At 62.4% G+C, this 26,945-nt stretch carries 14 protein-coding genes; 7 read left to right on the forward strand and 7 right to left on the reverse strand.

The window, feature by feature from the left end; translation table 11 throughout:
• The first annotated feature begins 32 nt into the window (after positions 1–32).
• Positions 33–3,323, forward strand: a complete 3,291-nt coding sequence (locus V5E97_RS11105) for a S41 family peptidase (protein WP_406699387.1) — start codon at positions 33–35, stop codon at positions 3,321–3,323.
• A 228-nt stretch (positions 3,324–3,551) separates the two neighbouring features.
• Here the strand turns inward: V5E97_RS11105 and V5E97_RS11110 are convergent, their stop codons facing one another.
• A complete protein-coding gene (locus V5E97_RS11110) occupies positions 3,552–3,905 on the reverse strand; it encodes a hypothetical protein (RefSeq protein WP_406699388.1) in 354 nt (117 codons plus the stop codon).
• 557 nt (positions 3,906–4,462) lie between these two features.
• On the opposite strand from V5E97_RS11110, the gene V5E97_RS11115 reads away from it, so the two are divergent.
• From V5E97_RS11115 to V5E97_RS11130, 4 genes are all read left to right on the forward strand, one after another.
• A complete protein-coding gene (locus V5E97_RS11115) occupies positions 4,463–5,584 on the forward strand; it encodes a hypothetical protein (protein ID WP_406699389.1) in 1,122 nt (373 codons plus the stop codon).
• A gap of 939 nt (positions 5,585–6,523) precedes the next feature.
• Positions 6,524–7,315 carry a dolichyl-phosphate beta-glucosyltransferase gene (locus V5E97_RS11120; protein ID WP_406699390.1) on the forward strand — a complete coding sequence of 264 codons (792 nt, stop codon included), beginning with the start codon at positions 6,524–6,526 and terminating at the stop codon, positions 7,313–7,315.
• Positions 7,296–8,090: a class I SAM-dependent methyltransferase gene (locus V5E97_RS11125; RefSeq protein ID WP_406699391.1), complete on the forward strand. Its 795-nt coding sequence runs from the start codon at positions 7,296–7,298 to the stop codon at positions 8,088–8,090. Before V5E97_RS11120 ends, V5E97_RS11125 begins: the two co-directional genes overlap by 20 nt.
• A 135-nt stretch (positions 8,091–8,225) precedes the next feature.
• Positions 8,226–10,742 carry a DUF6311 domain-containing protein gene (locus tag V5E97_RS11130; RefSeq protein ID WP_406699392.1) on the forward strand — a complete coding sequence of 839 codons (2,517 nt, stop codon included), beginning with the start codon at positions 8,226–8,228 and terminating at the stop codon, positions 10,740–10,742.
• Positions 10,743–10,754: 12 nt separating this feature from the next.
• Here the strand turns inward: V5E97_RS11130 and V5E97_RS11135 are convergent, their stop codons facing one another.
• The 3 genes from V5E97_RS11135 to V5E97_RS11145 all read right to left on the reverse strand — a co-directional run bounded on the left by V5E97_RS11135 (position 10,755) and on the right by V5E97_RS11145 (position 18,110).
• On the reverse strand, positions 10,755–14,534 hold the full coding sequence (locus V5E97_RS11135; RefSeq protein ID WP_406699393.1) for a diguanylate cyclase: 3,780 nt from the start codon (positions 14,532–14,534) through the stop codon (positions 10,755–10,757).
• Positions 14,535–14,886: 352 nt separating this feature from the next.
• Positions 14,887–15,933: a DUF1559 family PulG-like putative transporter gene (locus V5E97_RS11140; RefSeq protein WP_406699394.1), complete on the reverse strand. Its 1,047-nt coding sequence runs from the start codon at positions 15,931–15,933 to the stop codon at positions 14,887–14,889.
• Positions 15,934–16,283: 350 nt separating this feature from the next.
• Positions 16,284–18,110 carry a M3 family oligoendopeptidase gene (locus tag V5E97_RS11145; protein WP_406699395.1) on the reverse strand — a complete coding sequence of 609 codons (1,827 nt, stop codon included), beginning with the start codon at positions 18,108–18,110 and terminating at the stop codon, positions 16,284–16,286.
• 323 nt (positions 18,111–18,433) lie between these two features.
• Between V5E97_RS11145 and V5E97_RS11150 the strand changes: the two genes are divergently transcribed.
• The gene (locus tag V5E97_RS11150) at positions 18,434–19,861 is read left to right on the forward strand and encodes a DUF1501 domain-containing protein (RefSeq protein WP_406699396.1); all 1,428 of its coding nucleotides are present in this window, start codon (positions 18,434–18,436) and stop codon (positions 19,859–19,861) included.
• A gap of 502 nt (positions 19,862–20,363) precedes the next feature.
• Here the strand turns inward: V5E97_RS11150 and V5E97_RS11155 are convergent.
• The 3 genes from V5E97_RS11155 to V5E97_RS11165 form a co-directional block, all read right to left on the reverse strand.
• Positions 20,364–21,905, reverse strand: a complete 1,542-nt coding sequence (locus V5E97_RS11155; protein WP_406699397.1) for a glycoside hydrolase family 10-like protein — start codon at positions 21,903–21,905, stop codon at positions 20,364–20,366.
• Between the two features lie 59 nt (positions 21,906–21,964).
• On the reverse strand, positions 21,965–24,937 hold the full coding sequence (locus tag V5E97_RS11160; RefSeq protein ID WP_406699398.1) for a PVC-type heme-binding CxxCH protein: 2,973 nt from the start codon (positions 24,935–24,937) through the stop codon (positions 21,965–21,967).
• Between the two features lie 88 nt (positions 24,938–25,025).
• Positions 25,026–25,919 (reverse strand): ThuA domain-containing protein, encoded by an 894-nt coding sequence (locus V5E97_RS11165; RefSeq protein ID WP_406699399.1) that lies wholly within the window; start codon positions 25,917–25,919, stop codon positions 25,026–25,028.
• Between the two features lie 504 nt (positions 25,920–26,423).
• Here V5E97_RS11165 and V5E97_RS11170 point away from each other — a divergent pair.
• Positions 26,424–26,861: an FKBP-type peptidyl-prolyl cis-trans isomerase gene (locus tag V5E97_RS11170; RefSeq protein ID WP_406699400.1), complete on the forward strand. Its 438-nt coding sequence runs from the start codon at positions 26,424–26,426 to the stop codon at positions 26,859–26,861.
• Positions 26,862–26,945: the final 84 nt, after the last annotated feature.

The raw sequence follows: 26,945 nt of genomic DNA on the forward strand, positions 1-26,945 counted from the left end.
CCGAGTCTTCTTCCTCATTCGAGGCCATCACCATGAGCAGGTTCGGGTTTCTTGCCTTCGCACTCTCCGTTGGAATCGCCGGCTCGGCGTTGGGGCGTGAGGCGAAGCTCACACGCTACCCTCATTACCACGAGGGCAAGGTCGCTTTCAGCTATCTGGGCGATATCTGGACCGCTAAGGAAGACGGCACCGAGATTGTTCGGCTCACGGCCAACAAGTCGCGCGATATCTTTCCGCGTTTTTCCCCAGACGGCAAATGGATCGCGTTCTCCAGTGATCGTGAAGGGGGGCTCGACGTCTATCTGATTCCCGCCGCGGGGGGCGAGGTGAAGCAGCTCACCGTCCACTCGGCCGATGACGTGGTGCTCAACTGGAACCCGGATAGCAAGTCGGTCCTGTTCGCCAGCCAGCGCGGAGAGGACTTCATGGGCAAGCTCTACACCGTCTCCATCGACGGCGGCATGGCGCGGAACGCCGGCCCCGACATGGGAACGGCCGGCAGCTATTCGCCCGACGGGACCAGGCTCGCGATCAATCGAAAGACGCAGTCGTACTGGCGTAAATACTACCGGGGCGCTTACCAGAGCGACGTCACGGTCATGGACTTGGCCCTCAAGTCCTTCAAGGATCTCACCGACTACGACGGGCTCGATTCCTGGCCGATGTGGAGCCAGGATGGCCACATCTACTTCGTCTCAGACCGCGACGACAACGCTCAGGCGAACCTCTGGCGGGTGCCCGAAAGTGGCGGTGAGGCAACCCGTGTGACCAGTTTCCACGAGGGGGACGTCCGGTTCCCCGCGCTTTCGAGCGACGGCAAGACGATCGTCTTCGAACGCGATTTCGGCATCGTCAAGCTCGACCTCACCACCAAGGAGGTCAAGCCACTCGCATTTACGATTGCCGCCGAGACCCAGGAGAGCCTGACCGAGTTCAAGAGCTTCAACTCGACGATCGGCGACTATGACCTCGCCCCGGATGGCGAGCGAATCGTCTTCGCCGTTCGCGGCGAGGTCTTCACCGCACCCACCGACGAAGGGGGAGAACTCCGCCAGATCACCGAAGGCGAGTCGCGTGATCAAGACGTGACTTATTCACCCGATGGTAAGTGGCTGGCCTACGTCTCCGACAAGAATGGTCGGGAGGAGATTTACGTCATGTCGGCCGACGGGGCCGGCGAGGCCAAGCAAGTGACCGACCTCGATGCGCTCAAGTCCTCCTACCTCTGGTCGCCCGACTCCAAGACGCTTGCCTTCACGACCGCCGACGGCAAGCTTTACACGATCACGGCCGAGGGGAAAGAGCTCAAGGAGCTCGTCTCATCCAAGTTCGGGCGATTCAGTCGGCCGGCCTGGTCACCCGACGGCAAGTGGATCGCCTACTCGCGGCCCGACGTGTCCCGTTCGAGCGACATTTACCTCATCCCGGCCACGGGGGGTGAGGAGAAGAAGGTCACGTTCGACTCCGGCAACGAGACCAACCCGAAGTTTTCGTCCGACGCCAAGTCGCTCTATTTCCTTCGGGTCGAAGGGGACGATGACTCCGGGGACCGGCCCGCCGCGCAGATTTTCTGCACGCCGCTCGAAAAAATTGAGAAGGATCCCGAAGCGACCGATGCCGCCAAGTCGAGCCGAGCGAACTCCGCCGACGCGGGGGCCGAGATGCGGAAGGCCGCGACCGCTCGAAGGGCCACACCGAAAGAGCCGAACATCGACTGGTCCGGCTTGAAACGGCGGACTCGCCAGGTCACCCGGTTGGGTTCCGTCTCGAGTTTCATCCCGGCCAACGACGGCAAAACCCTCGTCTTCGTCGCTTCGGAGACAGAAGGGGGGCGGGGAGGGGCCCGCGCGATCTACACGATTCAGGATGACGGCAAGAAGCTCAATCGGCTGTCTTCGAGCTCTTCCGGAACCGGAGATTCCGAGGGGGATACCCCACGCGGCCCGCGCGGATTCCGAGGCGGCGGACCCGGCAACCTCAACCTCACGCGGGATGGCCGCACCCTCTACTTCCAGGAGGGAGAGTCTGTCTACAGCGTTCCCATGTCGGGCGGTGGCGGCAGTGGTGGTGCGCCCGGCGGCGGGCGGCCTGGGGGCGCTTCGCTTGGCGGCGGGTCACGGAAGAAGGTCACTTTCAATGTGACGGTCCGGATCGACAAGACCAAGGAATGGGAGGAGATGTTCGACGATGCCTGGCGGACGATGAAGTACCGCTTCTATGATCCAAAGATGCATAGCAAAGACTGGGACGCCATGCGGGCCAAGTACAAACCGCTGGTGCAGTATGTGGGCGGTCGCCACGAGCTGATCAACATCATCAACGAGATGATCGGCGAACTGAATGCGTCGCATACCGGCGCCTCGGCCGAGGGAGCCCAGGGAGGATCAGGAAGCGTCGCCACTCGCCACCTGGGCCTGGAGCTGGATGAGGATCAAGCCGCGGGCCACTATGTGGTCAGCCACGTCTATGAAGAAGGGCCGGCGGATAAGGATTGGATCAAGATTGAAAAAGGGAATTACCTGATTGCCCTTGATGGGAAGCCACTCAAGGCGGGCGATAACTACTGGGAGCGGCTCGGCCGGCGCTTGAATCCGAAGGTTGAGCTGACGGTCAACACCAAGCCCACCGCCGAGGGGGCATGGACGATCAAGTACGAGCCCATCTCGCTCACGACTTACGGTCAGCTTCGCTACGATCGCTGGGTGAAGGGACGCCGAGAGCTGGTCGACAAGCTGTCCGACGGCCGGGTTGGCTATCTGCACATCAAGGCGATGGATCCCCCGTCGCTGGCCCGGTTCAAGAAGGAGCTGGCCGAGTTTCGTCACAAGGAGGGGCTCGTGATCGACGAGCGCTGGAACGGCGGCGGCAACATTGAGCAGGAGTTGCTGGCGATCCTGGTTCAGCGTCCCTATGGGGTCTGGCACCCGCGCGGCACCGAACCGACGTCCCGTCCGTTCGCGGGCTACTATGGACCGAAGGTGGTGCTTCAGAACTGGCGGAGCGCGTCGAACGCCGAGATGTTCCCAGCCGGCTTTCGCGCCTTGGGATTGGGCAAGCTGGTCGGCACTCAGACTATGGGGGCGGTCATCGGCACGGGCAGCTATCAACTCATCGACGGTTCGAGCATCCGGACCCCCGGAGTCGGCGTCTTCCTGGCCGACGAGGCGCGGACCAACATGGAGAATAGCGGGGTCAAGCCCGATCTGGTCGTCGAAAACAGTCCCGAGGATAATCTCGCCGGCCGTGATCGACAGTTGGAAACGGCCGTTCAAGAGGTCATGACGACGCTCAAGGGAACCAGCGGCGTGGCGGGCCGCGAGTGACCTCGAGAGTGGTTATGCTTCTGGGGCCGCGGGCGACCCGCCCGCGTTTTTCTGTTCTTTTTGTCGAGAAGTCGGAGTCTCGGGCTGCCCGGAGCGACTCCAGCACCTACCAAACAACGGCGGCCCGCTCCTTTTGTAGGGGAGCGGGCCGCTGTCGGCTTCAGGACCGTGGTTGGATCCCGCTGCGTTCCCCAATCGTCAGGGGAGTCCATTTCGAGGACCTTGGGATTAGTTGGCGGCCTTCTTGCCAACGGTCGAGATCGACGAGGCGACACCCTTCTCGTGGGTCACCTTGGCTCGAACGCCCTTCTTGCCCGCGTCGATTTGCTTCGTGACGTTCTTCGAGAGCTTCTCGAGATCGAGCTTGCTCGTCCCTTTCTTCGTGACGTACTCGGTTTCGTCGGTGGTCGTGACCTCAACTTCTTTGTCCGTGCCCTTCTCGAGGACGACGATCTTCTTGGCGGGCGCGTCGACCTTGATGATCACGCCGAAGAGCTCGTCGGCAATCGCGGGGGCGACAACCACGGACAAGGCCACAAGGCCCAAGGCGAGGGTTCGCAGGAATGCTCGTCGGTCCTTCATCGATTCTTTCTCCACCTGAGCCAGGATGGCTCACCACCCGGACTTGGGGCCGACCGCGCTTCCGCAATGGAAAGGGCGCAGGGGGTCGACCCACCGCTTTACCAGGCTAGGTGAAGTATCAACCCCGCCGAAGTCCGAAAGTAGTGGGAGCTGTCCCACTTCGGGCACATTTTTTTCAATGGTCCGCCCCAGGGCTGAAGATCCGATGATTCTTGCGATTTCCGCCACGGGTGGGTTTGCAGTAGCACGGCCGGCCCGGCCGTAATTCCCTCGGGGTCGGAGCGAGTCCAAGGAATGGCCCTGGGCCGAGGGGGATACGGCCGGGCCGGCCGTGCTACGGATTCGACCGGGCCGGAAATCCCGCGCGATTCTCGCCCAGTCACGGATCGTTGTTTTTTTAGTTCCGCATCCTTACCACGGCTCTGGTTTGACCACGAACCGACCCTTGTTTAACATGACGATCCGTTCCGTAAGGTAAGGTCTGACTTCGTCCGGGGACTCCGGCCACGAATCGGCCTGGGAACCCAGGGCCTGATTCACAAGAGGGGTGAGGCATCGTGAACCGCATAATCTCCAGGTCGCGGACCCACCTTGCTCTGATCCTCGGCGGACTGATCGCCGGTCAAGTCGCGTCGGCCGAGGAACTCGGGAAACGACCGCAAGTCACCATTCGAGGGGTCTACGGCGGCGTTCCCGCCGAACCACTCGACGGTGGCCGGACCCTCGCCGAGTCCGGGATCAACGCGGTCTGGGTTGGCTCGGGCGCCCTGGGGGCGACGCGGATCGAGCCGCTCAGGAAGCAAGGGGTCAAGGTCTTCGCCGAGTTCAATACGATGCACGACGCGTCGTACCTGAAGGATCACCCGGATGCCCGACCGGTCGGGACAGACGGTCAGCCTTGCCCGGCCCCTGATGGCTGGCAAGGAGTCTGCCCAACCCACCCCGGCTACCGAGCGGCCAAGATGGAGGCGTTCCGCCGCGTCTTGGCCGACCATGCCATTGATGGGATCTGGCTCGACTATCACCATGCGCACGCGAGCTGGGAGCAGGCCATCCCCAACTTGCCCGATACCTGCTTTTGCGAACGCTGCCTGGACGCTTTCGAACGGGACACGAAATCCAACCTCCCCGAAGGGACCACTTCGGAACGAGCCCGGCAGCTCCTCGGGCCCTGGAAGGAACAGTGGGTGACCTGGCGTTGCGGGGTTTTCACCGACTGGGTCCGCCAGTTCCGCACGATTCGCGACGAAACGCGGCCCTCGGCCCTCTTGGGGACGTTTCACTGCCCGTGGTCCGAGGAGGATTTCGGAGGAGCGCTCCGGCAGAAGCTGGCCATCGACCTGAAAGCGCAGGCCGTTTACCTCGACGTGCTCAGCCCGATGCCCTATCACGCCCGCTTCGGCCACCGGGACGACCCCGCCTGGATCTCGCGTCAGGTCACCTGGCTGGGCCATCATCTGGGCATCGAAGGAAAGGCTGGGGAACGGCTGCAAATCTGGCCAATCATTCAGTTGTCCGACTGGGGCGAGCGAGTCACCGCGAGCCAGGTGACTGCCGTGGTTGATCATGGCACCCGACCTCCCGCGACGGGGGTCACCATCTTCAACTGGGGCTCGTTGCATCAAGAGTTGGATAAAATCGAACGCCTCACGCAAGCGTACCGCTCCCTGCGTCCTTGAGGGCCGGGCTCACTTCAATCCGGTCCAGTCCTCTCGGAAGAGCACTTGCGAATTTGGGGCAGATGAGAGATAAGCCTGGCCTTGCGTCTGACCCATTGGAAATGGGAAGGGCTCGAGGCCTTTTCGAGAATCCTCGATCGCTGACGAATGTTCCACCTGAGGGGACAGGGAGCTTGTGGCCTCCTTTTGGGGATTCAGGTCCCTCGAGGAGATTCGCGAAGTCATGTGCTCAGTCTGCAGGCTCGGAAGGGGATTGTCCGTGGCCAGGGACAGATGCTCCTTTGGAAATCGTCAATACTCAAATCCGCTGAGTTTGTTGTTCAGCCCTTCCGGGGCTTAAGGTGTAAGTATATCGATGATTTGCCGGGAATTTCACTCCCGGCCAGGAATGGACGCCCTTCCAGGACCTTCGAGCGGTTAGCTCTCGGGTTGCCCATAAGTGAAGGATTGGGGCGAAACCGGCTTTGGTTCCATTCCCATGCAACGCTCCAATTCCGCGCGAGGGATGAGCCGCGATCCCCTTGTTTTCGGCTCCAACAGGGCGGGCCAAAGTCGCTCGGATCGTCTGGTCCATTCCTCGGAAGTCGGAGCGGGTCTTGGCACTTCAAAGATGATTTCAAATGTTCGCCCGGAAAGGATTTTTCGGGTAATCCCTAAAATGGCGATTGTTGGGGGGCGGCTCGGGCCGATATAGGTCAATACCGACTCTCTTCAGATCTGCGGTTGATGATTGCCGAGCGCCGCGACTCGAAATCACCGCGGCTAAGAAGAGCGGGAAGGTTGGGTAAGTTGTGGCTGTCAATGGCGGCCCATTTTCCTCAACCCTTGCCTCGAACGGTATCCCGATGGGAGAGGACCGAAGCCATGCGTGCGAGAGTCGAATCGAACCGTGGATCTGGTCGGGAATTTCACCAATCGCACGCCAAAGGTGCGGAGAATGTGTGGAAGCCCCATCTCTCTGACCGTCCCGCAGGTGTTGGCGGAACGCTGCCAGGGATCTCGGTGATCGTTCCTGCTTACAACGAGGAACAGCGGCTCCAGGCCTCGTTGTCGCGGATCTGGAGTTTCCTGTCGCAGCGTTTCTCTGCCTTCGAGTTGATCGTTGTGGACGATGGTTCCACGGACGCGACGGTCCGGGTCGTCGAAGCGTTCGCAGTGGACCATCACTCGGTCGAGTTGATTGCCTATCAACCGAACCGGGGGAAGGGGTATGCGGTCCGGACCGGGATGCTGCGTGCCTCGTATGATCTTGTGCTTTTTTCTGATGCGGATCTGGCCACTCCCATTGAGGAGGTTGAAACCCTCCTGGCGAGGATCATGGCAGGGGCTGACGTCGCCATCGGCTCGCGAATGGTGGCGGGCTCGGAACTCAAGGTCCGCCAGCCCTGGTACCGTGAGCTGGCCGGGCGGAGCTTTAACTTGTTGGCCCAGCGAATGGCCACGCCTGGGATCGTCGACACGCAGTGTGGCTTCAAATTATTTCTCGGCCCGGTGGCCCGCGATTTATTTAACCGTATCAGTGAAGAGGGCTTCGGATTCGATATCGAAGTGCTCCTTCTGGCGCTTCGGCTCGGTTACGAAGTCGCCGAGGTCCCCGTCGAGTGGAGGCACTGTGAGGGGTCGAAGGTGCGTTTGCTGCGCGATTCGGCCCGGATGTTCTCCACGCTGGTGCGAGTTCGGAAACGCCATCACGCGGTCAGGAGCTTAAGAAATGAACGCGTCCGAGTATGATCGCATGTTTGAAAACGAGGACCATTACTGGTGGTTTGTCAGCCGCCGGGAGTTGGTTGTCGACCAGGTAAGCCGGCTCCCTCTGCCGGCCGATGCGCGGTTGTTGGATGTGGGCTGCGGCACCGGTGCGATTGCGGTGGCGCTCCGTCGGTTCGGTCGTGTGTTCGGCGTGGATGCTTCGCCGCTGGCGCTGGAGCGTTGCGAGCGCCGCGGGCTGACCGAGGTGGTGCTGGGGACCGCGGAGGAGCTTCCGGTCGACGACAACAGCGTCGATGTGATTGTGGCCGCCGACATCCTGGAGCACCTCGACGACGACATGGCGGCTCTGGCCGAGTTCCGCCGCACGCTCAAGCCGGGCGGCCACGCCGTGATCGCAGTCCCGGCGTATCAGGCGCTCTGGAGTGAGCACGACGTGGCCTTGATGCACAAGAGACGCTACGTCGCCAAAGAGCTTCGCCGTCGCGTCGAGCAGGCGGGCTTTCGACCGGTGGTCTTGACCTACGCACTCTCGTTCCTGCTGCCGATGGCTCTGACCCGCCTGCTACGGCGCAAGGCGCCGGCGTCGGGGACTCCGCAAGCCCAGTTGATCCCCGTTCCCCCCCTGATCAACGCGGCCTTGATCCGGTTCCAGCGGCTCGAAACAGCGCTGTTGCGATGGGTCCGCCTTCCGTGGGGGCTCACCGTACTCGCCGTGGTCCAGAAGCCCGAATCGGCCGCGTCGTCTCCCCGGCATTTGCCCGCCCCTCATGGAGTTTCGGTCTCCCAGCGGGCATAGGCAGTCGGTCGAGATGTTCATTTCTCCCTTGCCGTGATTCTCTCGGTGAGATAAAAGCTGTCCGCTTGAGAAGATGACCGTCAGCCGATTGCCGGCAGATCAACGGCCCTGCGTCGGAATGGGAGAGCGATCCGGATGAGCGATAACGACCGTTGCGGATCCGATACGGTGGAGGTGGGGAGGCGGTCCTGGCCTCTGATCGTGGGACTGGCCGCCCTGCCGATCATCGTGGCACTCGCGGTCTATTATCTCCCCGCCGGACCTGGGTCGATCGCCTGGCAGCTTCATGGCGATCAGGTTTTTTATGAATATCAGATGTCCCGAGTCGCCGAGCTCGGCGGTCGATTCTGGAAGATCCCCGACGACCCGCTGCTGGGCTGGCCCTATCAGTCCGAGATCGCCAAGTACCCCCACCTTCTCGAAGGCTTCGACCTGCTGCTGATCTCCACGATCTCGGCCCTCTTCTTCAACGGCCCTACCAACTACCATTTTCTCGTCCTGTCCGTGATCGCGATCAATGGCTGGATCGCCGGTTGGCTGACCTTCCGGCTGACCCGCTCCACACTCTGGGCGGCGGCCTCGATCGTGCTCATCACGTTGAACGACCAGGTGTCGGGCAGAATGAGAGGCCATCTCCATCTCTTTAAATTAGGGTGGTTTTTGCTGGCGACCTGGGCGTTCTGGCGTTACCTCGAGGCCCCGTCCCGGCGGCGAGGCGCGGCGCTGGGGTTGGCGGTTGCCTTGGTTCTTCAGGGATCGTTCTATTTCGGGTATTTCGTGGCCCTGACGTTCGGTCTATGGTGGTTGGGTTGTCTGGTTGCCGGGCGGTTTGACCGGCGGAACGTCGCGGGGACCGCGGCGGCCCTGGCGGTGTTCGTTCCGCTCGCGGCGGCCATGACCCTCCCCGCGTTGGCTGTGACGAAGAGCTATCTCCTTGCCGATGTCTATGCCCGGCGTCCCATGAAGGACACCTGGCTGTTCAGCTCGGAGCTCTGGCAGTACTTTGTGCCGACCACCTCGTTGTGGGCGAAGCAATACGCCGATGCGCTCGGGGTCAAGCCGTTCGGGTACTATGGCGAAGGGTGGAACTACCCGGGGCTCACGGTGCTCGCAGGTATCGCCGTTTACGCGATCGCGAGGCTTCGCGGAACGCGACTCTGCGAGGCGCAGGGGTTCCTTGACCTTGCCATGGGACAGATCGCGTTGCTGGTCAGCCTCAGCCTGGCTGGTGGCCCTTCCTTCTTTCTCTACCGGTTTATCCCGTCGATTCGGGCGTACGGCAGGGCGGGCGAGCTGGCCCTGGCACTCGGTTGTGTGGCGGCCCCCTTGATCTTTCACTCGCTGGCCCGTTCCCTGAGGCCACGGCTGCTTCGTGCCACGATCGTGGTGGCGGCGCTGGCCCTGGTCGGGAATGATGTCTACCACACCCAAACACTCGCCGTCTGGAGCGACAGGACCGCGGACAAGACGCCCGCCTGGGTCGATTGGCTGGCCAAGCAGCCGCCGCAAGTCAAGCTGGCCGCGTTCTCTCCGATCGACAACGATTACTGGTTCGGTATGGCCAGCTACCGGCTGCGCCATCAGCATGTGACACTCAACGGTTGTGATTGGGAATTGCTCAACGGCGACTTGAAACTTCTCGGCGCATCCTACCGCGAGATGAACCGGGAAGGGTTGAAGTTCATCACTTCCCTGGGCTACGAGACCCTGGCGTTCCACCGCGAATATCTCGAGAAACATCCCTGGATCGGTTCGCTGCCCTGGCTGAAACGCGAGGCGAACCTTGGCGACTGGCAGGTCTTTCGAACAGGCGTCGAGACACCAAGGTTCCCCACCACCTCCCTGAGGCGTGTCCTGGTCGGCCAGGATCGTCAAGCCGCTCCCGCCGTTGTGCCGTCCCAGGTCTGGATTACCGGCCGTCTGGACCTCGATCGGACGGTGGTGGTCTTGCGGCCGCGACGGATATCCCTGGCCTGGGCCAAGCTCGATGGGACGCTGGTGAGCAAGCCTTGCGTGGGACTCTATCAGCATGTCTTCGGGCCGGACATCCCTGCCTACAGTGTCGAGACCCCGAAAGCGGCCGGCTCTTACGAACTGGTCTTCCTCGACGATCAGGGGCAACGGGTCGCATCGAAGCCCTACATCGTGTCCCCCACGCTTCTCACGAGCGGGCAGGTCTTCGGCGCGGCTCCTCCTGACCTTTCACTCAACACGGTGATCTTGGAAGGAACCGCGTTGGCTGCAGGCCATTTCCGCGTGGCGCTCGAAAACAAGAGCCCGTACTATATTCAGGCGCACGTGACGCGGGACAAGGAACTGGGCTCGGCTCGCGCGCATCCGGGGATTGCCCCGTCGGAGCAAGGCTCGGCCTTCATGCTGGTCGAGTCGTTTCAGGGGGAAGCGCCCAAGGAAAAGGTGGCCCTGATGTTTCCGCACGACCTACCACCGGGCGGCCGACTCGAGATGGATTTGCAAGTTCCCCGGGATCAAGCGGCCGACGCGTCGTCGAGGGTCGTCGTCTTTCCTTATTTCCACAACGTCGACCCGAAGCTTGCCCCCAAAACGATGCGAAGCGACCTGGCGCTGAAGCTGGCGCTCGAGCCGCAACGCTTGGCCACCGGGCCCTCGAGTTCGAGCTCGACCGTCAAGTGAGGATGTCCCGGATCAGGCGGGCTTGAGAAGCACACCGTCGTCGGCGTTGTTGCTGTTGTTGTTGAGGTCATCGCGGTGGGTCACGCGGTTGCGACCGCGTTGCTTCGATCGGTAGAGGGCCTGATCGGCCGCGTCCACGAGCTTGGAGATGTCTCGATAAGAGGGGATCATGGTGGCGATCCCGAAGCTCGACGTGATTGGCCGGAGGTGCCAGGCCCAGCCGGCGATGGCCGCTCGCAATCGCTCGGCGACCTCCCGGCTTCCGTCGACGGGGGTCATCGGCATGACCACGACGAATTCTTCGCCGCCGTAACGCGCCACGAGGTCGCAGGCTCGAACGTTGCTGCGGAGAATGTCGGCGATCCGGCAGAGCACCTCGTCGCCCGCGCGGTGGCCGTAGACGTCGTTGTACTGCTTGAACCAGTCGACGTCGAGAATGGCCAGCGACAAGGGCTGTTCCTGCCGCAAGGTCAGAGCCGCCTGGGCTTCCAGAACCTCGAGGAGATGACGGCGGTTGCTCAGGCCGGTCAGCGGATCGGTCGCGACCAGCTCGGCGAGCCGCTCGTTCTGGTCACGGAGCTCGACGTACATCCGTTTGGCCTGGACGGTCCGATCGAGAAGCATTTCCTGGGCTGTAAGGAACCGGCGGGCCACCGTCATTCGCGCGGTCAGGTCGCGCGTGTCGATCGGTTTGGCCAGGAAGTCGTCGGCGTCGGCCGGCAGATCTCCGAGCTCATGATGGTTCCGTTCACCGGTGAGGATCACGTAGGTTGAGGCCAGGTCGGTGTCACCGCGAATCCGCCGGCAGAGTTCCAGCCCGTCGATCAGGGGAAGCTTCGAGTCGGCGATTACGGCCTGGACCCGCTCCTTTTGGATCCGTTGCCACGCCTCGTGGCCGTCGGGGGCAATGACCGTATCATGGCCCATCGCCTCGAGCCATTTTCTCAGATCGTTCGCCGAGGCGGGATCTTCTTCGGCAATGAGAACGGTCAGCCCTGGGTGGGGGGGCGAGCCGCTGAAACGGAACGAGATCGGAACCGCGGAGTTGGTTCGCTCCAATGACTTGGTTGCCGGCCCGTTCCAGGAGCGAAGGAGAGCGCCTTCATGATCGATACCGGCGGCATTATCGTGAGGCAACCGGGTCGGAATGGCGCGGAGCAACTCGGTGGCCGATCGGTTCAGGTCACTGTGCGGGCTGTTCGCATGGAGGCGGAGGAACGTTTCCACAACCTTGGGATCGAGGGCGGTATCCGCCAGTGAGGCGATGTATTCAATCACACGGCCGAGCGGCCACGCCTTGCGATAGGGCCGGTCATTGCTCAACGCGTCCCAGATGTCGGCGACGGTGAAGATGCGTGAGGCGAGCGGGATCTCCTCGCCGGCCAGGCCTTGAGGATAGCCGCTGCCATCCCACCGCTCATGGTGGCAGTAAGGAATGTCGATCGCCGGCCGGAGGAATTGGATTCGTGAGAGCAAGTCCCGGGCATACTCCGGGTGTTGCCGCATGATCTGCCACTCTTCCTCGGTCAGCGGGCCGGGCTTGAGCAGGATGCGGTCGGGGATGCCCATTTTGCCGATGTCGTGCAGAAGGGCTCCGCGGCGAATCTGGATGATCTCGTCCGGGCCGACGCCCATGGCGCGGGCGAGCCGAACGGTCATCTCGGTGACACGCTGGCAATGCCCTTCGGTCTCCTTGTCACGCAAGTCCAAGGCGTGCGACCAGCCTTCGATCGTGGCGTCATAGGCGAGGGTCAGCTCGGTATTGGCGCGACGCAGCCCCTCGTAGAGGTTCACATTCTCCACCGCGATGGCCGCCTGGCTCGCGAGGAGTTCCAGGAAGTCGGACCACTCTTGATCGATCTCGAACGGAGCGCGGTGGAAGACTTCGAGGATTCCCTTGACTTCCCCCTTGGCCATTAACGGGACGGCGTTGTAGGTGACGAATCCTTCCCGCGCAAACTCCGCCGCGCGAACGAAGGTCTCGTCGGATCGATTCAGATCCGCCACATGCATGGAACGATGTTCCAGGGCCACACGGCCCCCCCCATGGCGGCAGAGGGGCACGTGCGCGTCTTTCATCGACTCCGTATGGAAGCCCCAACTCGCGGAGGTTTCCAGCATCTGGGTCTTCGGGGTGAGCAAGAGAATATCGCAAGCATCGACATGAAGTTGGGCTTTGACCTGATCGAGCACGAGGCTGAGGATCATCTGGAGGTCGAGCCCGGCTGTGATCGCCGAGTCGATTTTGCGGAGCGAGGCGAGTCGTTGCAGCCGCCGCTCGAGACGGGCGTTGAGGGCAAGGACTTCCTCTTCCGCAAGTTTCCTGGCGGTGATGTCGGTGATCGACCCCGACATTCGCGTCGCATTGCCGTTTCCATCCCAGATCGCCTGGCCCCGGGCGTGGAACCACTGATAGTTTCCCGCCTTGTTTCGGAGCCGATACTCCACGTCATAGGGCACCTGTCTGATGAGATGCTCGCTGAAGGCGAACATGACCCGATCAATGTCCTGGTCGTGAAGCAGGGACACAAAGCTTTCCAGTGTGTTCTCCACCTCACGGTCGGCGTACCCGACGAGCTCCTTGAAGCGTGGAGAGAGGTAGAGGACGTTGCTGTCACGATTCCAGTCCCAAAGCCCCGCGCTCGATCCGCGCATCGCCAGCGTGTATCGCTCCTCGCTGGTCCGCAGATCCCGCTCTGCCCGCCGCAGTTCGGTGACGTCGACCGCGATCCCACCGATGAGATTTTGCCCCGAGCCGTCGTCGAGAGGATATTTCAGACTGATCCAGTGGCGAGGTTGGTCGACCTGATCGCAGGTCACCAGGTCGGTTTTGACGAGAGCACGCGACTCGAGAACCAGACGGTCGCCCTTCGTCAGCAGTTCCGCCGTCGCTTCCCCTCTCAGCTCCACATCATTGCGGCCGAGCAACTCTTCGGTCGGTTTGCCGAAGAGGTGGGCCCAGGCCTGGTTGCCGTAGAGATACCGACCTCGGTCATCCTTGATGAACGTCACGGCCGGATTGTGGTCCATGAACGCCTGGAACATGGCCTCGCTCCTGGCGAGTGAATTCGAGCGATCCCGGAGCGTCGCCAGGGCGACTTCATAGGCGGAGGAGAGCGTTGATAGTTGTCTGCGTGTAATAATAAACAGAACCGCGCCCAAGATGAGCGCAGCGATTCCCGTCAAGATCAGCCCGGCACTCGCGAGTGCGCGGGTGGAACGGCCATGGCGATTGCTCTGGGCCTTCGCGTCGGCGATGCACGCGTTGAGGAGGCCGCGGACCTCGTCCATCAACGCCTTGCCCTCTTGGCTCAGGTCGTTCTTTGGGTGAGTTCCCACGCCCTCTTGCTTCAAGACGATCATCTCTTCGGCGTCACGACGCCATCGGTTGGCCTGTTCACGGAGGCGCGCGACGCGATTCGCCGAAACCGGTTCATCGGCAGCCAACCGGGCCAGCCCGTTCAGCGAGGTGTCGATGGCGCCGCTTGCGGACTTGTAAGGCTCGAGAAAATCGGCCCAGCCGGTGATGAGGTAGCCGCGCAGACCGTTCTCCATGTCCAGTAAGAGCATCTGGACGAGATGGGCCTGGTCGACGACGCGATCGATGTGCTCAACTCGCCTCGAGGTGTTGAGCAGCGAAAATGTCGACGTCAAGAAGATGACCGCGAGCGTCGCCGTGAGGGCCAACGGGAGAAGGATGACCTGAATCAACAACGACCGCAGCAGGCTCGGCGTCCGTTCTCCAGGCGAGGGGACGGCGTCTTGGGTAGGGTTGTGGTTCTCGGTCGCCATCAGCCGATTTTCCGGTGGTAACCAATGAACCGATCGGTTTGCAGAGCAAACAAGATCCACCAGCGAGCCGTGATCGAATGGACCTTCTCTTCCCAATCGCGTCGCATTCTCCCCAGAGAAGCTAGAATATGGATCACCTTTTTACAAGAGATCGCGAATTGATGTTCCCAAGAGGGAACGACCGTGGGGACCGATCAAGTTGCGGGAAACCCCTCGTGACATTTAAAGCGTGAGATTGGCCTTCGTGTGCCACTTCTCACCTCCCAAGGGGCGGTGGGCGGAAGCTCGTTGAGGACGGGCGATTGAGGAAGGATGGGGGGCTTTCTCAAACGCGACGGGGGAATCGGAACTCTCAGAGTGCGCTGGGGTCGATCACTTCCCCGCCGGCCTTAGTCGCGATGCCCCACCAGGCTTGCGGGTTGACACTGTTTTTGATGAAGCGAACTGAGCCGTCGAGAAAGCCGACGTTCACGCCGCCCGGATGGAACGAGCTGGCGCCGACGCACACTGTCGAATACTCCAGGGGCAGGGACTGGCTTTGGAACAGGCACGCTTTCCAGTTTGGCGTCATGATATGAGAGTAGCCGCCTCCTTGCGCGGCGAAATCGGTGCCCCAGATTCGTCCCTTGTAGTCGAACTCGGCAAGTGTCGTCGCGTTCTTGCACGCGTTCAGATAGGTGTCAAGCGGGACGTAGAGATTCGTCGCGGGCGGAGAGAGAGCCATGCGGTAAACCTGGTTCGGACCTTCGATCATGGTCCCGTTTTTCCCCCGGACCATCTCGCTCCAGAGGGCGGTGTTGGCCGTCCCGTCGGTGATCCCGGCCAGGGTGACAATCGGGGCGAGCCGAGCCAGACTGGGGAGGCTGGCGGCTCCCATGAAATAGGCTGGGCCGTCGAACTGGCCGCCATTGTTGGTCGGGGTCGTGCCCAGGTTGTTGGGATAGCTGGTATAGCCGACCTGACGCGGGGCGAGTCCGCTGACCGGGTAGGTTCCGCACGGCACGTTCCCATCCGACGGGCAGAGGAAGACACTGACCAGCGTCGTCAAGTTGGTCGCATTCTGCGGGGACTCCTGAAAGAAGGACATGTTCAGTGAATCGAACAATGCCGCCTGCTCGAGAAAGGGGAGGATCCGCGCCTTCATGCTGAAGTTGTTCGACCACTCGGGTCCCGTGGCCGCCGCGGGCGGCAGCGCGATGTTGATATCGCAATAGCCATGGACGGCAAGTCCGAGCTGCTTGAGCTGATTCGCGCACTGCGCACGGCGGGCCCCCTCGCGCGCCGCCTGAACGGCGGGTAAGAGCAGGGCGATCAGCAGGCCAATGATGGCGATGACAACCAGGAGCTCGATCAAGGTGAAGCCGCGGTGGCGTGGCCGTTCCATGCAACCAGTCGTCATCGCACTCTCCTTCGTCCCGAGGTTCCTGCGTCGAGTGACCCGAGAAGGCAAGTGGGGAGCGTAACCTCCCCGCCTTCCTCACGCTGCCATACGCCACCTACGTGCCTTGGACGTTCTTGTGGAGCGTCTGAGCTCGTTGGCGATGGAAGTCGAGGCGAGAGTTCAAGTCGTCGCCCGGCCGGTCCGCTGGAATTCAGGACTTGTCGGCGGAAGCATCACATCCCATTGAGCGAGGATACCTGTTTTGTCTGACAGATGTAAATGGCGATATTGAAAACGTCCACGAGCCCGTGGCCAATGGAGCCGTGAATCCAGGCCTTGTTCCTTAGTGGGGACGGTTCGCCTCGGCCTTACGACTCCTTCATGACCTGTTCCGCGAGGGTTTCCGCCTGGGTCACCATGTCGTCAAGGAGGCCCATTCCGAGCTCCCAGAACGATGGGTCGGTCACATTGACTCCAAGCTTTGCGAGCAGCCGGTCGGGCGAGTCGGACCCGCCGGCGGCGAGCAGCTCGAGGTATTTGGGCACAAAGGAGGGGCCTTCCTCCTGGTATTTCCGGAAGAGCGCCAGGACGAGGAGCTCTCCGAAGGCATAGGCATAGCAGTAGAACGGGGACCGGATGAAGTGGCCGATATAGAGCCACCACGAGCCGTATCCCTCCGTGAGCTGGACTGCGTCGCCATGCATCGGCCGGTTGGCCGCCATCCAGATCTGGTTGACCTGCTCGGTGGTCAGCTCCCCCTGGTCGCGACGCGCCTGGTGCAGGGCCTGTTCGAAGCGGGTGAGAACCACCTGGCGGAAGACCGTGGCGAAGCTGTCCTCGATTTTTCCGCAGAGCAGGGCGAGCTGGGTCCGCGGGTCGGGATGGTTCGCAAGCAGTTGCTGGAAAGTGAGCATTTCACCGAAGACGCTGGCGGTCTCGGCGGTCGTCAGGGGGGTGTGGCACTGGAGGTAACCGACCTGGCGCGAGAGGTACTGATGGAGGCCGTGGCCAAGCTCGTGGGCCAGGGTCGTCACGTCCCGGAGCTTGTCCGAGTGATTCATCAGGATATAAGGGTGAGCGCTCGGAACCGCGCTGCTGCTGAAGGCGCCGCTCCGCTTGCCCGGCCGCAGCTCGGCATCGATCCAGCGCTTGTCGAAGAACTCGCGGATGATCGCTCCGGCTTGAGGACTGAATGCGCCATAACTCGCCTCGACGGTCTGGCGGGCGGTCGGCCAGTCGCACCCCGGCAGGTCGGAGAAGAGAGGGGCATAGCGGTCATAATCGCTCAAATCTTCGAGTTTCAGCAGCCTGGCCTTGAGCCGGTAGTAGCGGTGGACCGTCCCGTGGTGCCGCTCGGCCGCGCTCAGGAGCGCTTCCACCGTCGCGTCGTCAATCTCGTTGGCCAGGTGGCGTGAGGCCATCGGGCTCGAAAAGCGACGGATCTCGCCGCTCGACTTATGGTCGAGGACCACCGTATTGAAGATGAATGTGAGCAGACGTGAGTGACCTTGCAGGCCCGTTGTCAGGCTGGCCGCGGCCGCCTTGCGGACCTCGCGGTCGGCGTCGTAGAGCTTGGCCAGGACTTGCTGCAGGCTCAGCGACTCAACCTGGCCGTTGTGTTCGTACGGGCAGGCCAGCGACGAAAGGGTCTCCTCAAAGAGCCGCACGAACGCCGCGCGACCGGTGACATCCTTTTCCTCGAGGACTTTCTCCTCCGCCTCACCAAGGTAGTGGGGACTCCAGGCTTGCTTCCGCTCGAGATAGTGGCGATACCGCGCCAGTTCCGGTGCCTTGAGGAGCGAGGCGACCACGTCCTCGGGTAGATGGATCAACTCCAGGTCGAAGAAGATCAGGTGCTTGTTGATCGCGACCCGTTGCTCCCTGGTTCGCGCGAGCAAGGCTCCGTGTTTTGGGTCATCGGTCTTCGAGGCGTGGAGCAGGCTCGCGTAGACGATCGGTCGGTCCATCTGCTCCGAGAGCTCTTCCAACTCGACGATCGCGGCCAGGAGCAGAGTTGGCGTGGGCCCCCCTTCGGTGGCGATCTCACCTCGGTACGAAGTCTCGAAGGCCCGCGCGCGGTGGAGCGCTACATCCAGGTCGCGCTCGATCCGGGAATCATCGACCCCGGAATAGAGGTCGCCCAGATCCCAGGTGATGCCATCCGCACTGCTGGCCGCTCGTTCCGATCGGGTCATGATCGTGCTCGCTCTCCACTTCACGTCACTTCCGTGTTCCCAACGCAAATCCGAGGGCGGATTCCCTCGGACTTCGGACTTTTCCATTGTACACCAACGAGCGTTCCGGATCCGGGGGCGGGAGAGACCAGGCGATCGATCGACCGTCGGAGGATGATGCGACGCCCGAGCTCTTCTCAATGATCATTTCCACAGCATTGCCCGGCCGCGATTGGTTTTGATTGATGCGCTCGGCCGTTCTCGTTACGATGTTGGAGAATCGTTGGATTTTGGGGTGTGCGATCAGAAACCCCGGCGGTTCCACAAGCGAGGGTGAGGTGATCATGCTACGGATCATGGGGGGGCGAACGACCACCTGCGCGGGGGCGACTCGCCGCGAACTGCTCCGGGCCGGCGGCCTCTCGCTTTTCGGGAGCATGACACTTCCGCGGTTGCTTCGCGCCGAGGCAGAAGGGCCCGCGGGCCGCCCGCCTGGTCGGATCCGGTCGGTGATCCTGATCAACTTGTTTGGCGGCCCCAGCCATCTCGACATGTTCGACATGAAGCCGGACGCTCCGGTCGAGATCCGCGGTGAGTTTCAGCCGATCGCGACCTCGGTCCCCGGGCTCAGCATCTGCGAGCATCTTCCCCGGATCGCGAAATGGATGCATCGGGCCACCTTAATCCGGTCGGTCACCCACACCTACAACAGCCACAACCCGTATGCCGTGCTGACCGGCTTCACTGGGGGCAACGACCAAGAGAACTACTTCACCAAGCGGAGCGACCATCCCGGGATCGGCTCGGTCTGCCAGTACCTGGGCATGGAAGCGGCCGATATGCCCTGCCATGTTTACCTGCCGGCCCACCCCGGTTATAGCCAGGGCCTCCGCAGGGCGGGGCCTTACGGCGGCTATCTGGGCCGGCGGTTTGACCCGGTCTTCTCCGTCTGTGACCCGAAGTTCGACCGGGAGTTCAACCAGGATAAGGAATTCTACAACCCGATTGCCCCCCAAGGGGTTCCGAGGCTCCCCTCGCTCGAGGACTTGCCCGGCGTGACGATCGACCGGCTTCACCAGCGTCATACGTTGCTTCAGCAGATCGACCTGGCCACCGGTCAACTGGAGGCCCGAGGGGACGCCAAGAACCTCGACCACTTTCAGCGCAAGGCGCTCGCCCTCTTGACCTCGAACCGGACCCGGGCCGCGTTCGACCTGTCGACTGAATCCGCGGCGGTGCGCGACCAGTACGGTTCCTCACTCTTCGGATCGAGCGCCTTGATTGCGCGGCGACTGGTCGAGGCAGGGGTCACATTCGTTGCCGTCACCACCGAGTCGCGCGGTGGGGGCCACTGGGATTCGCACAGCAACAACTTCGGTATGCTCAAGTCATTCAACCTGCCCAACCTCGATCAGACCGGCACGGCCCTGGTCGAGGATCTCGACCGCCGCGGGTTGCTCGACTCGACGCTCGTGGTGATCATGGGGGAGATGGGGCGGGCGCCGAAGGTGAATGGTTCGGCCGGACGCGACCATTGGCCCAAGTGCGGCTTTTCCCTGATGGTGGGGGGCGGAGTCAAGGAAGGATTCGTCCTGGGCGGAAGCGACAGGATCGGAGCCTATCCCTCCGATCACCCGGTGACGCCCGGTGACCTCGTGGCCACGATCTATCATCTGCTGGGTGTCGACCCCGAGCTCATGCTCCCCGACCTCACCGGCCGGCCGATCGCGATCGCCCACGGGGGAAGACCGATCGAGGCGATCCTGACCTGACATGAAATGAAACAATGATCCGCGACAGAGCGAATGCGCCGAGGGTATTCGAGTCTGCCGCAAGGAAACCGGGCCGTCTGTCTGTCCCGAAGGCCGAAATTCGCGGGAGAAACTCGTTCCCATGCTCCGCGGCCCCACCCGCCGGGGAAGAAGACGCGGAGCATCGCGGACGGCATTACCACGCAGAGCAGGGGAACGAGATCCCGGTATCCTTGCTACAGTCTCGGATTTTCGCGGATTCCGCACCGGGTTGGTTTGCAGTAGCACGGCCGGCCCGGCCGTAATTCCCTCGCGATTCTCGCGTTGTCGCGGCTCATTGAAATGAACAAGACTCACCACGAATGATACGAGTGAAAACAAAAGAAAACTAAAAAGACAATGGTCGATCTTTGAAGTTTTCCGTTGTTGCTCTGGTTCGCGTCATTCGTGGTTGAAGCCTGGTTCTTGAGCCGTTTTAGCGAGCGACCGGCAAGACGACCGGCTCGCTGGCATCTGAGCCGTTTTAGCGAGCGACCGGCAAGACGACCGGCTCGCTGGCATCTCCCGCCCGGCTCACGGCCGTGACGGCGATCTGGGCCGCCGGCTCTTTCGCGTCGTCAGCGACAACGACCGGACCGTTCGCCGCGGGATGGAGCGAGACGGACCAGCGTTGGCCGTGGCGAGTCGAGACGGCCCAGAGGAACGGCGATGCGCCCGGCCCGGCCTCGACTTTGAGTTCGAGTTTGCCCTGGTTCTTGTCCTTGCCCACGCGGACTTCGACGCGGGGAAGACCGGGCGCGGGGAGTTTGAGCCAGGGGGAAGCCGGAATCAGGGCGGGCTCGTGGAAGAGGCCATTTTTGAGGCGGTCGGCGAAGCCTCGCTTCGGTTCGATCAGCGAGCGCATGCTGAAGAAGATCTCGCCGGTCGCTCCCGGCGTCTGGCGGATGATCTCGACCTGGCCGAGAAGCTCCTCCGGGGCATAGCTCTTTTCGCCGTTGCCGATCCGGCTCGATGAGAGGCCGGGCCAGATGTGCCGCTTCGATTTGTTCTCCTGAACCCAGTGGTTCAGCAGCGGGCGGAACGGCTGACCGGGGGCGTCGATCTTCCAGTACAACTGGGGTGAGAAGTAGTCGCACCAGCCTTTATTGAGCCAGAGCACGGTGTCGGCATAAAGCTTTTCATACTGGTCGAAGCCCACGACCCCCTTGGGCTGACCTGGCCTTGGGACTCCGAACGGGCTGATGCCGAACAGGACGGCCGGCTTTTCCGCCTTGATCCCCTGGTAGATCCGCTCGATGAGCTGGTTCATGTTGTCGCGACGCCAGTCGCCGCGCGTGAGCTTCCCTCCCGAGGCCTGGTACTTCTTCCAACTCGGGTCGTCGGGAAAGTCGAGCTCTTTCTTCGACTTGGGATTCGCGGGATCGATAATCGGGTAAGGATAGAAGTAGTCGTCGACATGGATTCCGTCGACGTCGTACCGTTTGACCACATCCATGAAGACACGCAAGCTGTGTTCTCGCGCCTCCGGCTCACCCGGGTCGAGCCAGAGGAAGCCGCCGTATTCCTTGGTGAGGTCGGGACGGGTCTTGCTGATATGGTCGGCTGACTCTTTGTACTTGACTCCTTGGAGCCGGGCACGGAAGGGGTTGAACCAGGCGTGGAGTTGGAGGCCGCGTTGATGGGCCTCCTCGACCCAGAACTGGAGCGGATCGTAATAGGGCTCAGGTCGCTTCCCCTGCTCGCCGGTCAGGAATGCCGACCAGGTCTCGAGCTTCGAGTCGTAGAGCGCGTCGGCCGAGGTACGGATTTGCAGGACGATCGCGTTCAGATTCAGCTCGACAGAGCGATCGAGAATCGCGATCGCCTCGCGTTTCTGGATTTCGGTGGAAAGCCCTGGTTTCGAGGGCCAATCGATATTCGCGACGGTCGCGACCCAGGCCGCTCGGAACTCACGGGGGAGCGGCGGAGGCTGGTCGGCACCCAATGCGACCGTCGTCGCGGCCGACCCGATCAGGGCTGCCAGCGCGAGGATCGCCAGTCTGGAAGTGGGTTGGTGAATCATCATCGGTCTCATCTCATCTCGCGTCTGCTGACGCATTCACTAGAGGACAATTCGATTCTTGATCAATCCTGAATTCTGAGCAGGAAGGCGATCAGGTCGGCCATTTCCGCGGGGCCGACCGTTTTTTCTAACCCCTCGGGCATGAGTGACTTGCCTGTGCTCGCGATGTCTTCGACATTCCGGCGCAGGATCGTCTGCTCGACGCCTTCGCGGGCGCGGAGAGTGACGCCTGAAGGGGTTTCCGAGGCGACGAGGCCGGTCACGACCCGACCGTCGTCGAGGGCCACGCTGTACTCGAGGAACTCGGGGGAGACTTCGCGGTTCGGATCGAGGATGTTCACCAGGATCTCGTCAGGGGTTCGTTTGCGGACCCCCGCGAGGTTCGGTCCCACGGCGTATCCTCGCTCGCCCAGCTTGTGGCAGGCGAAGCATTCACGCTCGAACACGACCTTGCCCCGCTCCGGATCCCCAGGGCGGTCGAGCGCCGCCTTGTACTTCGCGATCGCCTCGGTTCGAGGACCGGGGGCTTCGGCCCCGAGGAGCGTCTGAGCAAGCTTGAGGATCGTCGGATCGCTATCGTTCAAGAGGATCGCCCGACGGATTGGCGGAATCTGACCGGCCGGGACAATCCCTTCTTTCACGGCGTTCAGCAGGGGAGTGATCCAGGTCCGACGCCCGAGCAAGAAGCCGACGACCTCGCTCCGGAGCGGGGGAGTGTACCCTTTCCAGGGGGCGAGCAAGAGGCTGGCCACCTCGGGTCGATCGAATCCGGCCAGCGCCCGAAGCGCAGCCCCTTGCACCTCGAGCGGTTGGTGTGGGTCGAGCAGGGGGGGGAGAATCGTCCGGGCCGCCTCGAAATCGCCCCGGCCGAGCAGCGTGATCGCGTTCACTCGCTGGGCGGTGGGGGTTGAGGCGTCGGGCGCCCGGTTCGCGGCATCCTTGAACAGGCGATCGAGCCAGGTCGCCGCGACGGGCGCGGCACTCGCCCGAAGATCCGAGAGCCGACGCTTGGTTCGAGCGATCCCGTCGCCGAACCCGAGGGCTACCTCGATTCCGGGCTCGTCCGGCTCCCTCGTGGCGAGCGCATTGAGCAGACGTCCGGTCTCCTTGGGTTGAGCGCGTGCTCCGACAACCAGGGCGAGCGGACGGAGCATGGTCAAGCCCTCGGCGCTCGACGCGAATTCGCGATCGCTCCAGAGACGTTCGAACAGACCGGCCGGGTTGGTGATCGCGGAGCTGAGGACCGCCGTCCGAACCCAGGGGTCGGCCGCATCGCGGCGGGCGATCGTGGCGAGTCCCGCTGCCGCGTCGTCGCCGGGGAATTCGCCGAGGGCGAGGGCGACCTCAAAACGGACCCGCAAGTCGGCATCGGCAGCCAGGCGCAAGACCTCGGCGCGGAGATCTGGCGATGCGCTGAGCTTCGGCTTGGCAAGTCGGACCGCGTGCTCGCGAACGTGGGAAGACGGGTCAAGAGCGGCGGCCTTGAGGTCGTCATCCGCCAGGGCGTCGAGACCGGCGAGCGAGTAGAGGGCGTGCAGCCGGGCCCGCGGATCCTTGGCCTCGCCGCGGAGCGCTTTCAACAGTGGGATCGCGGCCTTGTCCTGGCGTTCGTAGAGGAGCCGGTGGGCGGTGTCGCGGTGCCAGGCGTTCGGGTGCTCCAGGAGTTGCACCAGTTCGGGAATAGTGGCTTGGCTCAGCCGAGGCGTGCCGCGACGCTGGAACTTGGGAGGAGAGAGGCGATAGATCCGCCCTCGATCCTCGCCGCTCCGGAGGTCGAGGAGGGATCGAATGTCGTCGGGGATCGACCAGGGGTGCTCGATCGTCTCCCGGTACATGTCGAGCACGTGCAGCGTCCCGTCCGGGGCATTCACGAAGTTGACCGGCCGGAACCAGGTGTCGGTCGACGCGAGGAACTCTGCGTTCGGATCGGCCCGACGGGCCCGGAAGGTCACGCCTTGCGGTTCGACCGCCATCCGGTGGATCAGGTTGTTGGCGACTTCGCCGAGAAACAGGTTGCCTCGAAAGGACTCGGGATAGGCATCGCCTCGGTAGTCGGTCACTCCGCTTGACGAGGTGAGGTAGCCGGCACCCACCAACTCGCTGCGCGGCATCGCTTTTCCGACCGCGGCCCAGCGCCTGGCCCGGAGCTCTCGCCAGGGTTCGGGGGGGCTGATCCGGAACAGGTTGATGGCGTCGCCTGCGTCGGCCGAGTCGTGGAGGGCGCGGGGGACGGGCAGAAAGGGGTTGCGCGCCATGTCGCGGGCGGGAAGCACGACGTGTTGGGCCGGGTTGCGAATATCGCAGAGGAAGCGATTGCCCCAGTCGTCGAACGTGTTGCCGAAGCGAGCCCCTCCGGAGATCGCCTCGAATTGATCCGAGCGGGGATCGAAGCGGAAGTCTTTGCGGAGGATATCGACCCCGGCGGCGTCTTTGGAGTCGCCAGGATGAATTTTGCCGCCGTTGCTCGAGCCCGCGCCATAGATCTGGTGGTCGAGGCCCCATTGAAGATTGTTCATGACTGCCTGGACGTTGTACTTGCGGAATCCGGTGAAGACGCGTCGCCGCTCGTCGGCGCGAAGATCGCCGTCGGTGTCGCGGAGATACCAGAGGTCGGGTGTGGCGGCGACGAAGAGTCCCCCTTTCCAGACGGCGAGGCCGGTCGGCCAGGAGAGCTTGTCGGCGAAGATCTTGCCTTCATCGAACCGGCCGTCGCCATCGCGGTCGATCAGCAGGCGGACGCGGCCGATCGGCGGGTCGCCCAAGTTTTCGGCGAAAGCCTTGTCGTTCTTGGGGTCGACGTGCGGGTAGTCACTCATCTCCACGACGAAGAGCCGCCCATCCTCGTCATAAGCGGCGGCCACCGGGTCCATGACCAGGGGCTCGGCGGCCAGCAGGTCGAGCTGGAAACCATCGAGAATTCGGAAGGACTTGAGGGCTTCAGCCGGCTCGAGCGGCCTGGTCCTGGGTAGGGGAGCATCCGCGCCGAGGGCGGCGAACGCGGACAGGATGAGCGTGGTGAGGAGTGACCGTTTCACGGGTAGGGATTTCCTCGGGTCGATCAGGATCGGGCTCGGCAAACGAAGCCCCATTGTAAGGAACGATCCGAAGAAGAGAACCACCGAGCTATTTCTCGTTCGCCCGCTCGAGCAAGGCGCCTGTATCCAGGGCGACGGGAGCGCCCGAGGCGGGGATCGCGACACCAGCGGTCCAGAGGATGCCGTTGACCAGGAAGCGGCGGTATCCTTCCTCGGCAAAGCTCTTGTGGAGGTGGCCCCCTGTGAAGGTGAGCGAACGACCTCCGCCGGGCCGGTCGTAGAGCCAGGAGACGATGGCCGCGTCATCGACCACTTTCGTTTTCGCGTCTGTGGGGGAGACGGTACGGAGGAGGGGGGTGACCCCTTTTTTCTCCGGAGTGAACCGAAGCCGGGTGAGCCAACCGTCATCGACCGAGAACGAAGTGACCCCCCGGAAGATCGGATGATCGGCGAACGCTTGAAACGTTGCGATCCAGTGGGCCCTTTGAGAAAAACCGGGTTCCCAGGCGCCGCCGACGAGTCTGCGAGCGCGATCCCCTTGCGCTTTGGGATAATCGGCGGCCTGGTGCAACTGGACGAGCCCCACCCCTTGATCCGCCAGTTTCTGGATCAGGTCGAGCCGATCCCCTTTGAGCAGGGCGTGCTTGTCGCCGCCGTCGAAGAGCATCACGATCGCCTTGGCGCCTTCGAGCGTCTCTGGTTTCTCCGGCCAGTCGATGGCCAGGACCGGAGCCACCCCTGGCGTTTGCCGGAGCAGGTTCATCAAGACGACGCAGCCGGCGAGATAGTCATGTTCCCCGGGCTTGTGCGTACTGGATCCGGCAATCAGCACGATCTTGATCGCGTCGGGCGATACCGGTTGTTCTTCGACCGTGACCCCGATCGGCAACTTGACCGCCGGTTCGGCCGCCTGACTCGAGCGAAGCAGCGACGACGAAACGATCGCGGCGATCGCAAGCAAGGGAATTCGCCGGGAAGGCATGGTTGAATCTCCGAATAACAGGGGATTACCAAGGCTGATAGGGACCGGAGGCTTCTGTCTCTCGAGCAGGGAACGATTCATGGCCTTATCCTCTGCTTGTGACCGACAGCATCCCATCGATTTGGCCAGGGAGCAACCCGGCACTTCGAGGCGAGAATTGAATTGAGAAAAATGATGTATTGATGTAATTGCAATAGGAAACAGTTCGCCATGAATCGGGCGATTTATTTCGGAAATTCTGGAACGGGGCGACTTGATTCAAGAGGTTGGCTGTGTGGGGGATCCAATAGGTTCATTGAGTGAAGAATTGAGGGTGTTTAGTTGCAATGATATTGAGTTGAGGAAACGAGCAAAATCAGCACGGGTTGAGGATCGTCCTCTCCGATTGACGGAGAGAGCAAACTCGGTTACAGAGGAATCCCCGAAATGGGAGTGCTTTGTTATCTTGTCCAGTGAGCGGATGGCACTTTGCCCCTGCGACTTTTGCTGAAGGGATGCTGCATCATGACGTGGAAATTTGCGATCGTCGCGGCCTGTTTGGCGGCGGCTCCCCTGGTTGCCCGTGCCGAAGAGAAGATCGATCCCGCGACGATGACGAAGACGGCCAGTGGCCTGCACTACAAGGACAGCAAGCCCGGCACTGGCAAGTCGCCCGCCCCGGGCCAGACCTGTGTCATGCATTACACTGGGTGGCTGTGGGAGAATGGGAAAAAGGGGAAGAAGTTCGATAGCTCGCTCGATCGAGGGACCCCGTTCGACTTCGCGATTGGCAATGGCGAGGTGATCAAGGGCTGGGACGAGGGCGTGGCGACGATGAAAGTCGGCGGCAAGCGACTCCTTCTGCTCCCCGCGTCCCTCGGTTACGGCTCGCAGGGGGCGGGTGGCGTGATTCCGCCGAACGCCACGCTGCTCTTCGACGTGGAACTCCTCGGCGTGAAATAACGCGTCTCCTCCAGACCGCCTGGGACCTGACTCCTCAACAACAAGGGTTCGGGACATCCACGGCACGAGGCGACCCTTGCGGCG

Origin of the sequence: Singulisphaera photorubra (assembly GCF_045290345.1) — a bacterium.
Classification (GTDB): domain Bacteria; phylum Planctomycetota; class Planctomycetia; order Isosphaerales; family Isosphaeraceae; genus Singulisphaera.

Bases quoted from the DNA above. Each gene is read 5' to 3' on its own strand.
- V5E97_RS11105 (WP_406699387.1), top strand. From the start codon at position 33: ATGAGCAGGTTCGGGTTTCTTGCCTTCGCACTCTCCGTTGGAATCGCC.
- V5E97_RS11110 (WP_406699388.1), bottom strand. From the start codon at position 3,905: ATGAAGGACCGACGAGCATTCCTGCGAACCCTCGCCTTGGGCCTTGTG.
- V5E97_RS11125 (WP_406699391.1), top strand. From the start codon at position 7,296: ATGAACGCGTCCGAGTATGATCGCATGTTTGAAAACGAGGACCATTAC.
- V5E97_RS11130 (WP_406699392.1), top strand. From the start codon at position 8,226: ATGAGCGATAACGACCGTTGCGGATCCGATACGGTGGAGGTGGGGAGG.
- V5E97_RS11135 (WP_406699393.1), bottom strand. From the start codon at position 14,534: ATGGCGACCGAGAACCACAACCCTACCCAAGACGCCGTCCCCTCGCCT.
- V5E97_RS11140 (WP_406699394.1), bottom strand. From the start codon at position 15,933: ATGACGACTGGTTGCATGGAACGGCCACGCCACCGCGGCTTCACCTTG.
- V5E97_RS11145 (WP_406699395.1), bottom strand. From the start codon at position 18,110: ATGACCCGATCGGAACGAGCGGCCAGCAGTGCGGATGGCATCACCTGG.
- V5E97_RS11150 (WP_406699396.1), top strand. From the start codon at position 18,434: ATGCTACGGATCATGGGGGGGCGAACGACCACCTGCGCGGGGGCGACT.
- V5E97_RS11155 (WP_406699397.1), bottom strand. From the start codon at position 21,905: ATGATGATTCACCAACCCACTTCCAGACTGGCGATCCTCGCGCTGGCA.
- V5E97_RS11165 (WP_406699399.1), bottom strand. From the start codon at position 25,919: ATGCCTTCCCGGCGAATTCCCTTGCTTGCGATCGCCGCGATCGTTTCG.
- V5E97_RS11170 (WP_406699400.1), top strand. From the start codon at position 26,424: ATGACGTGGAAATTTGCGATCGTCGCGGCCTGTTTGGCGGCGGCTCCC.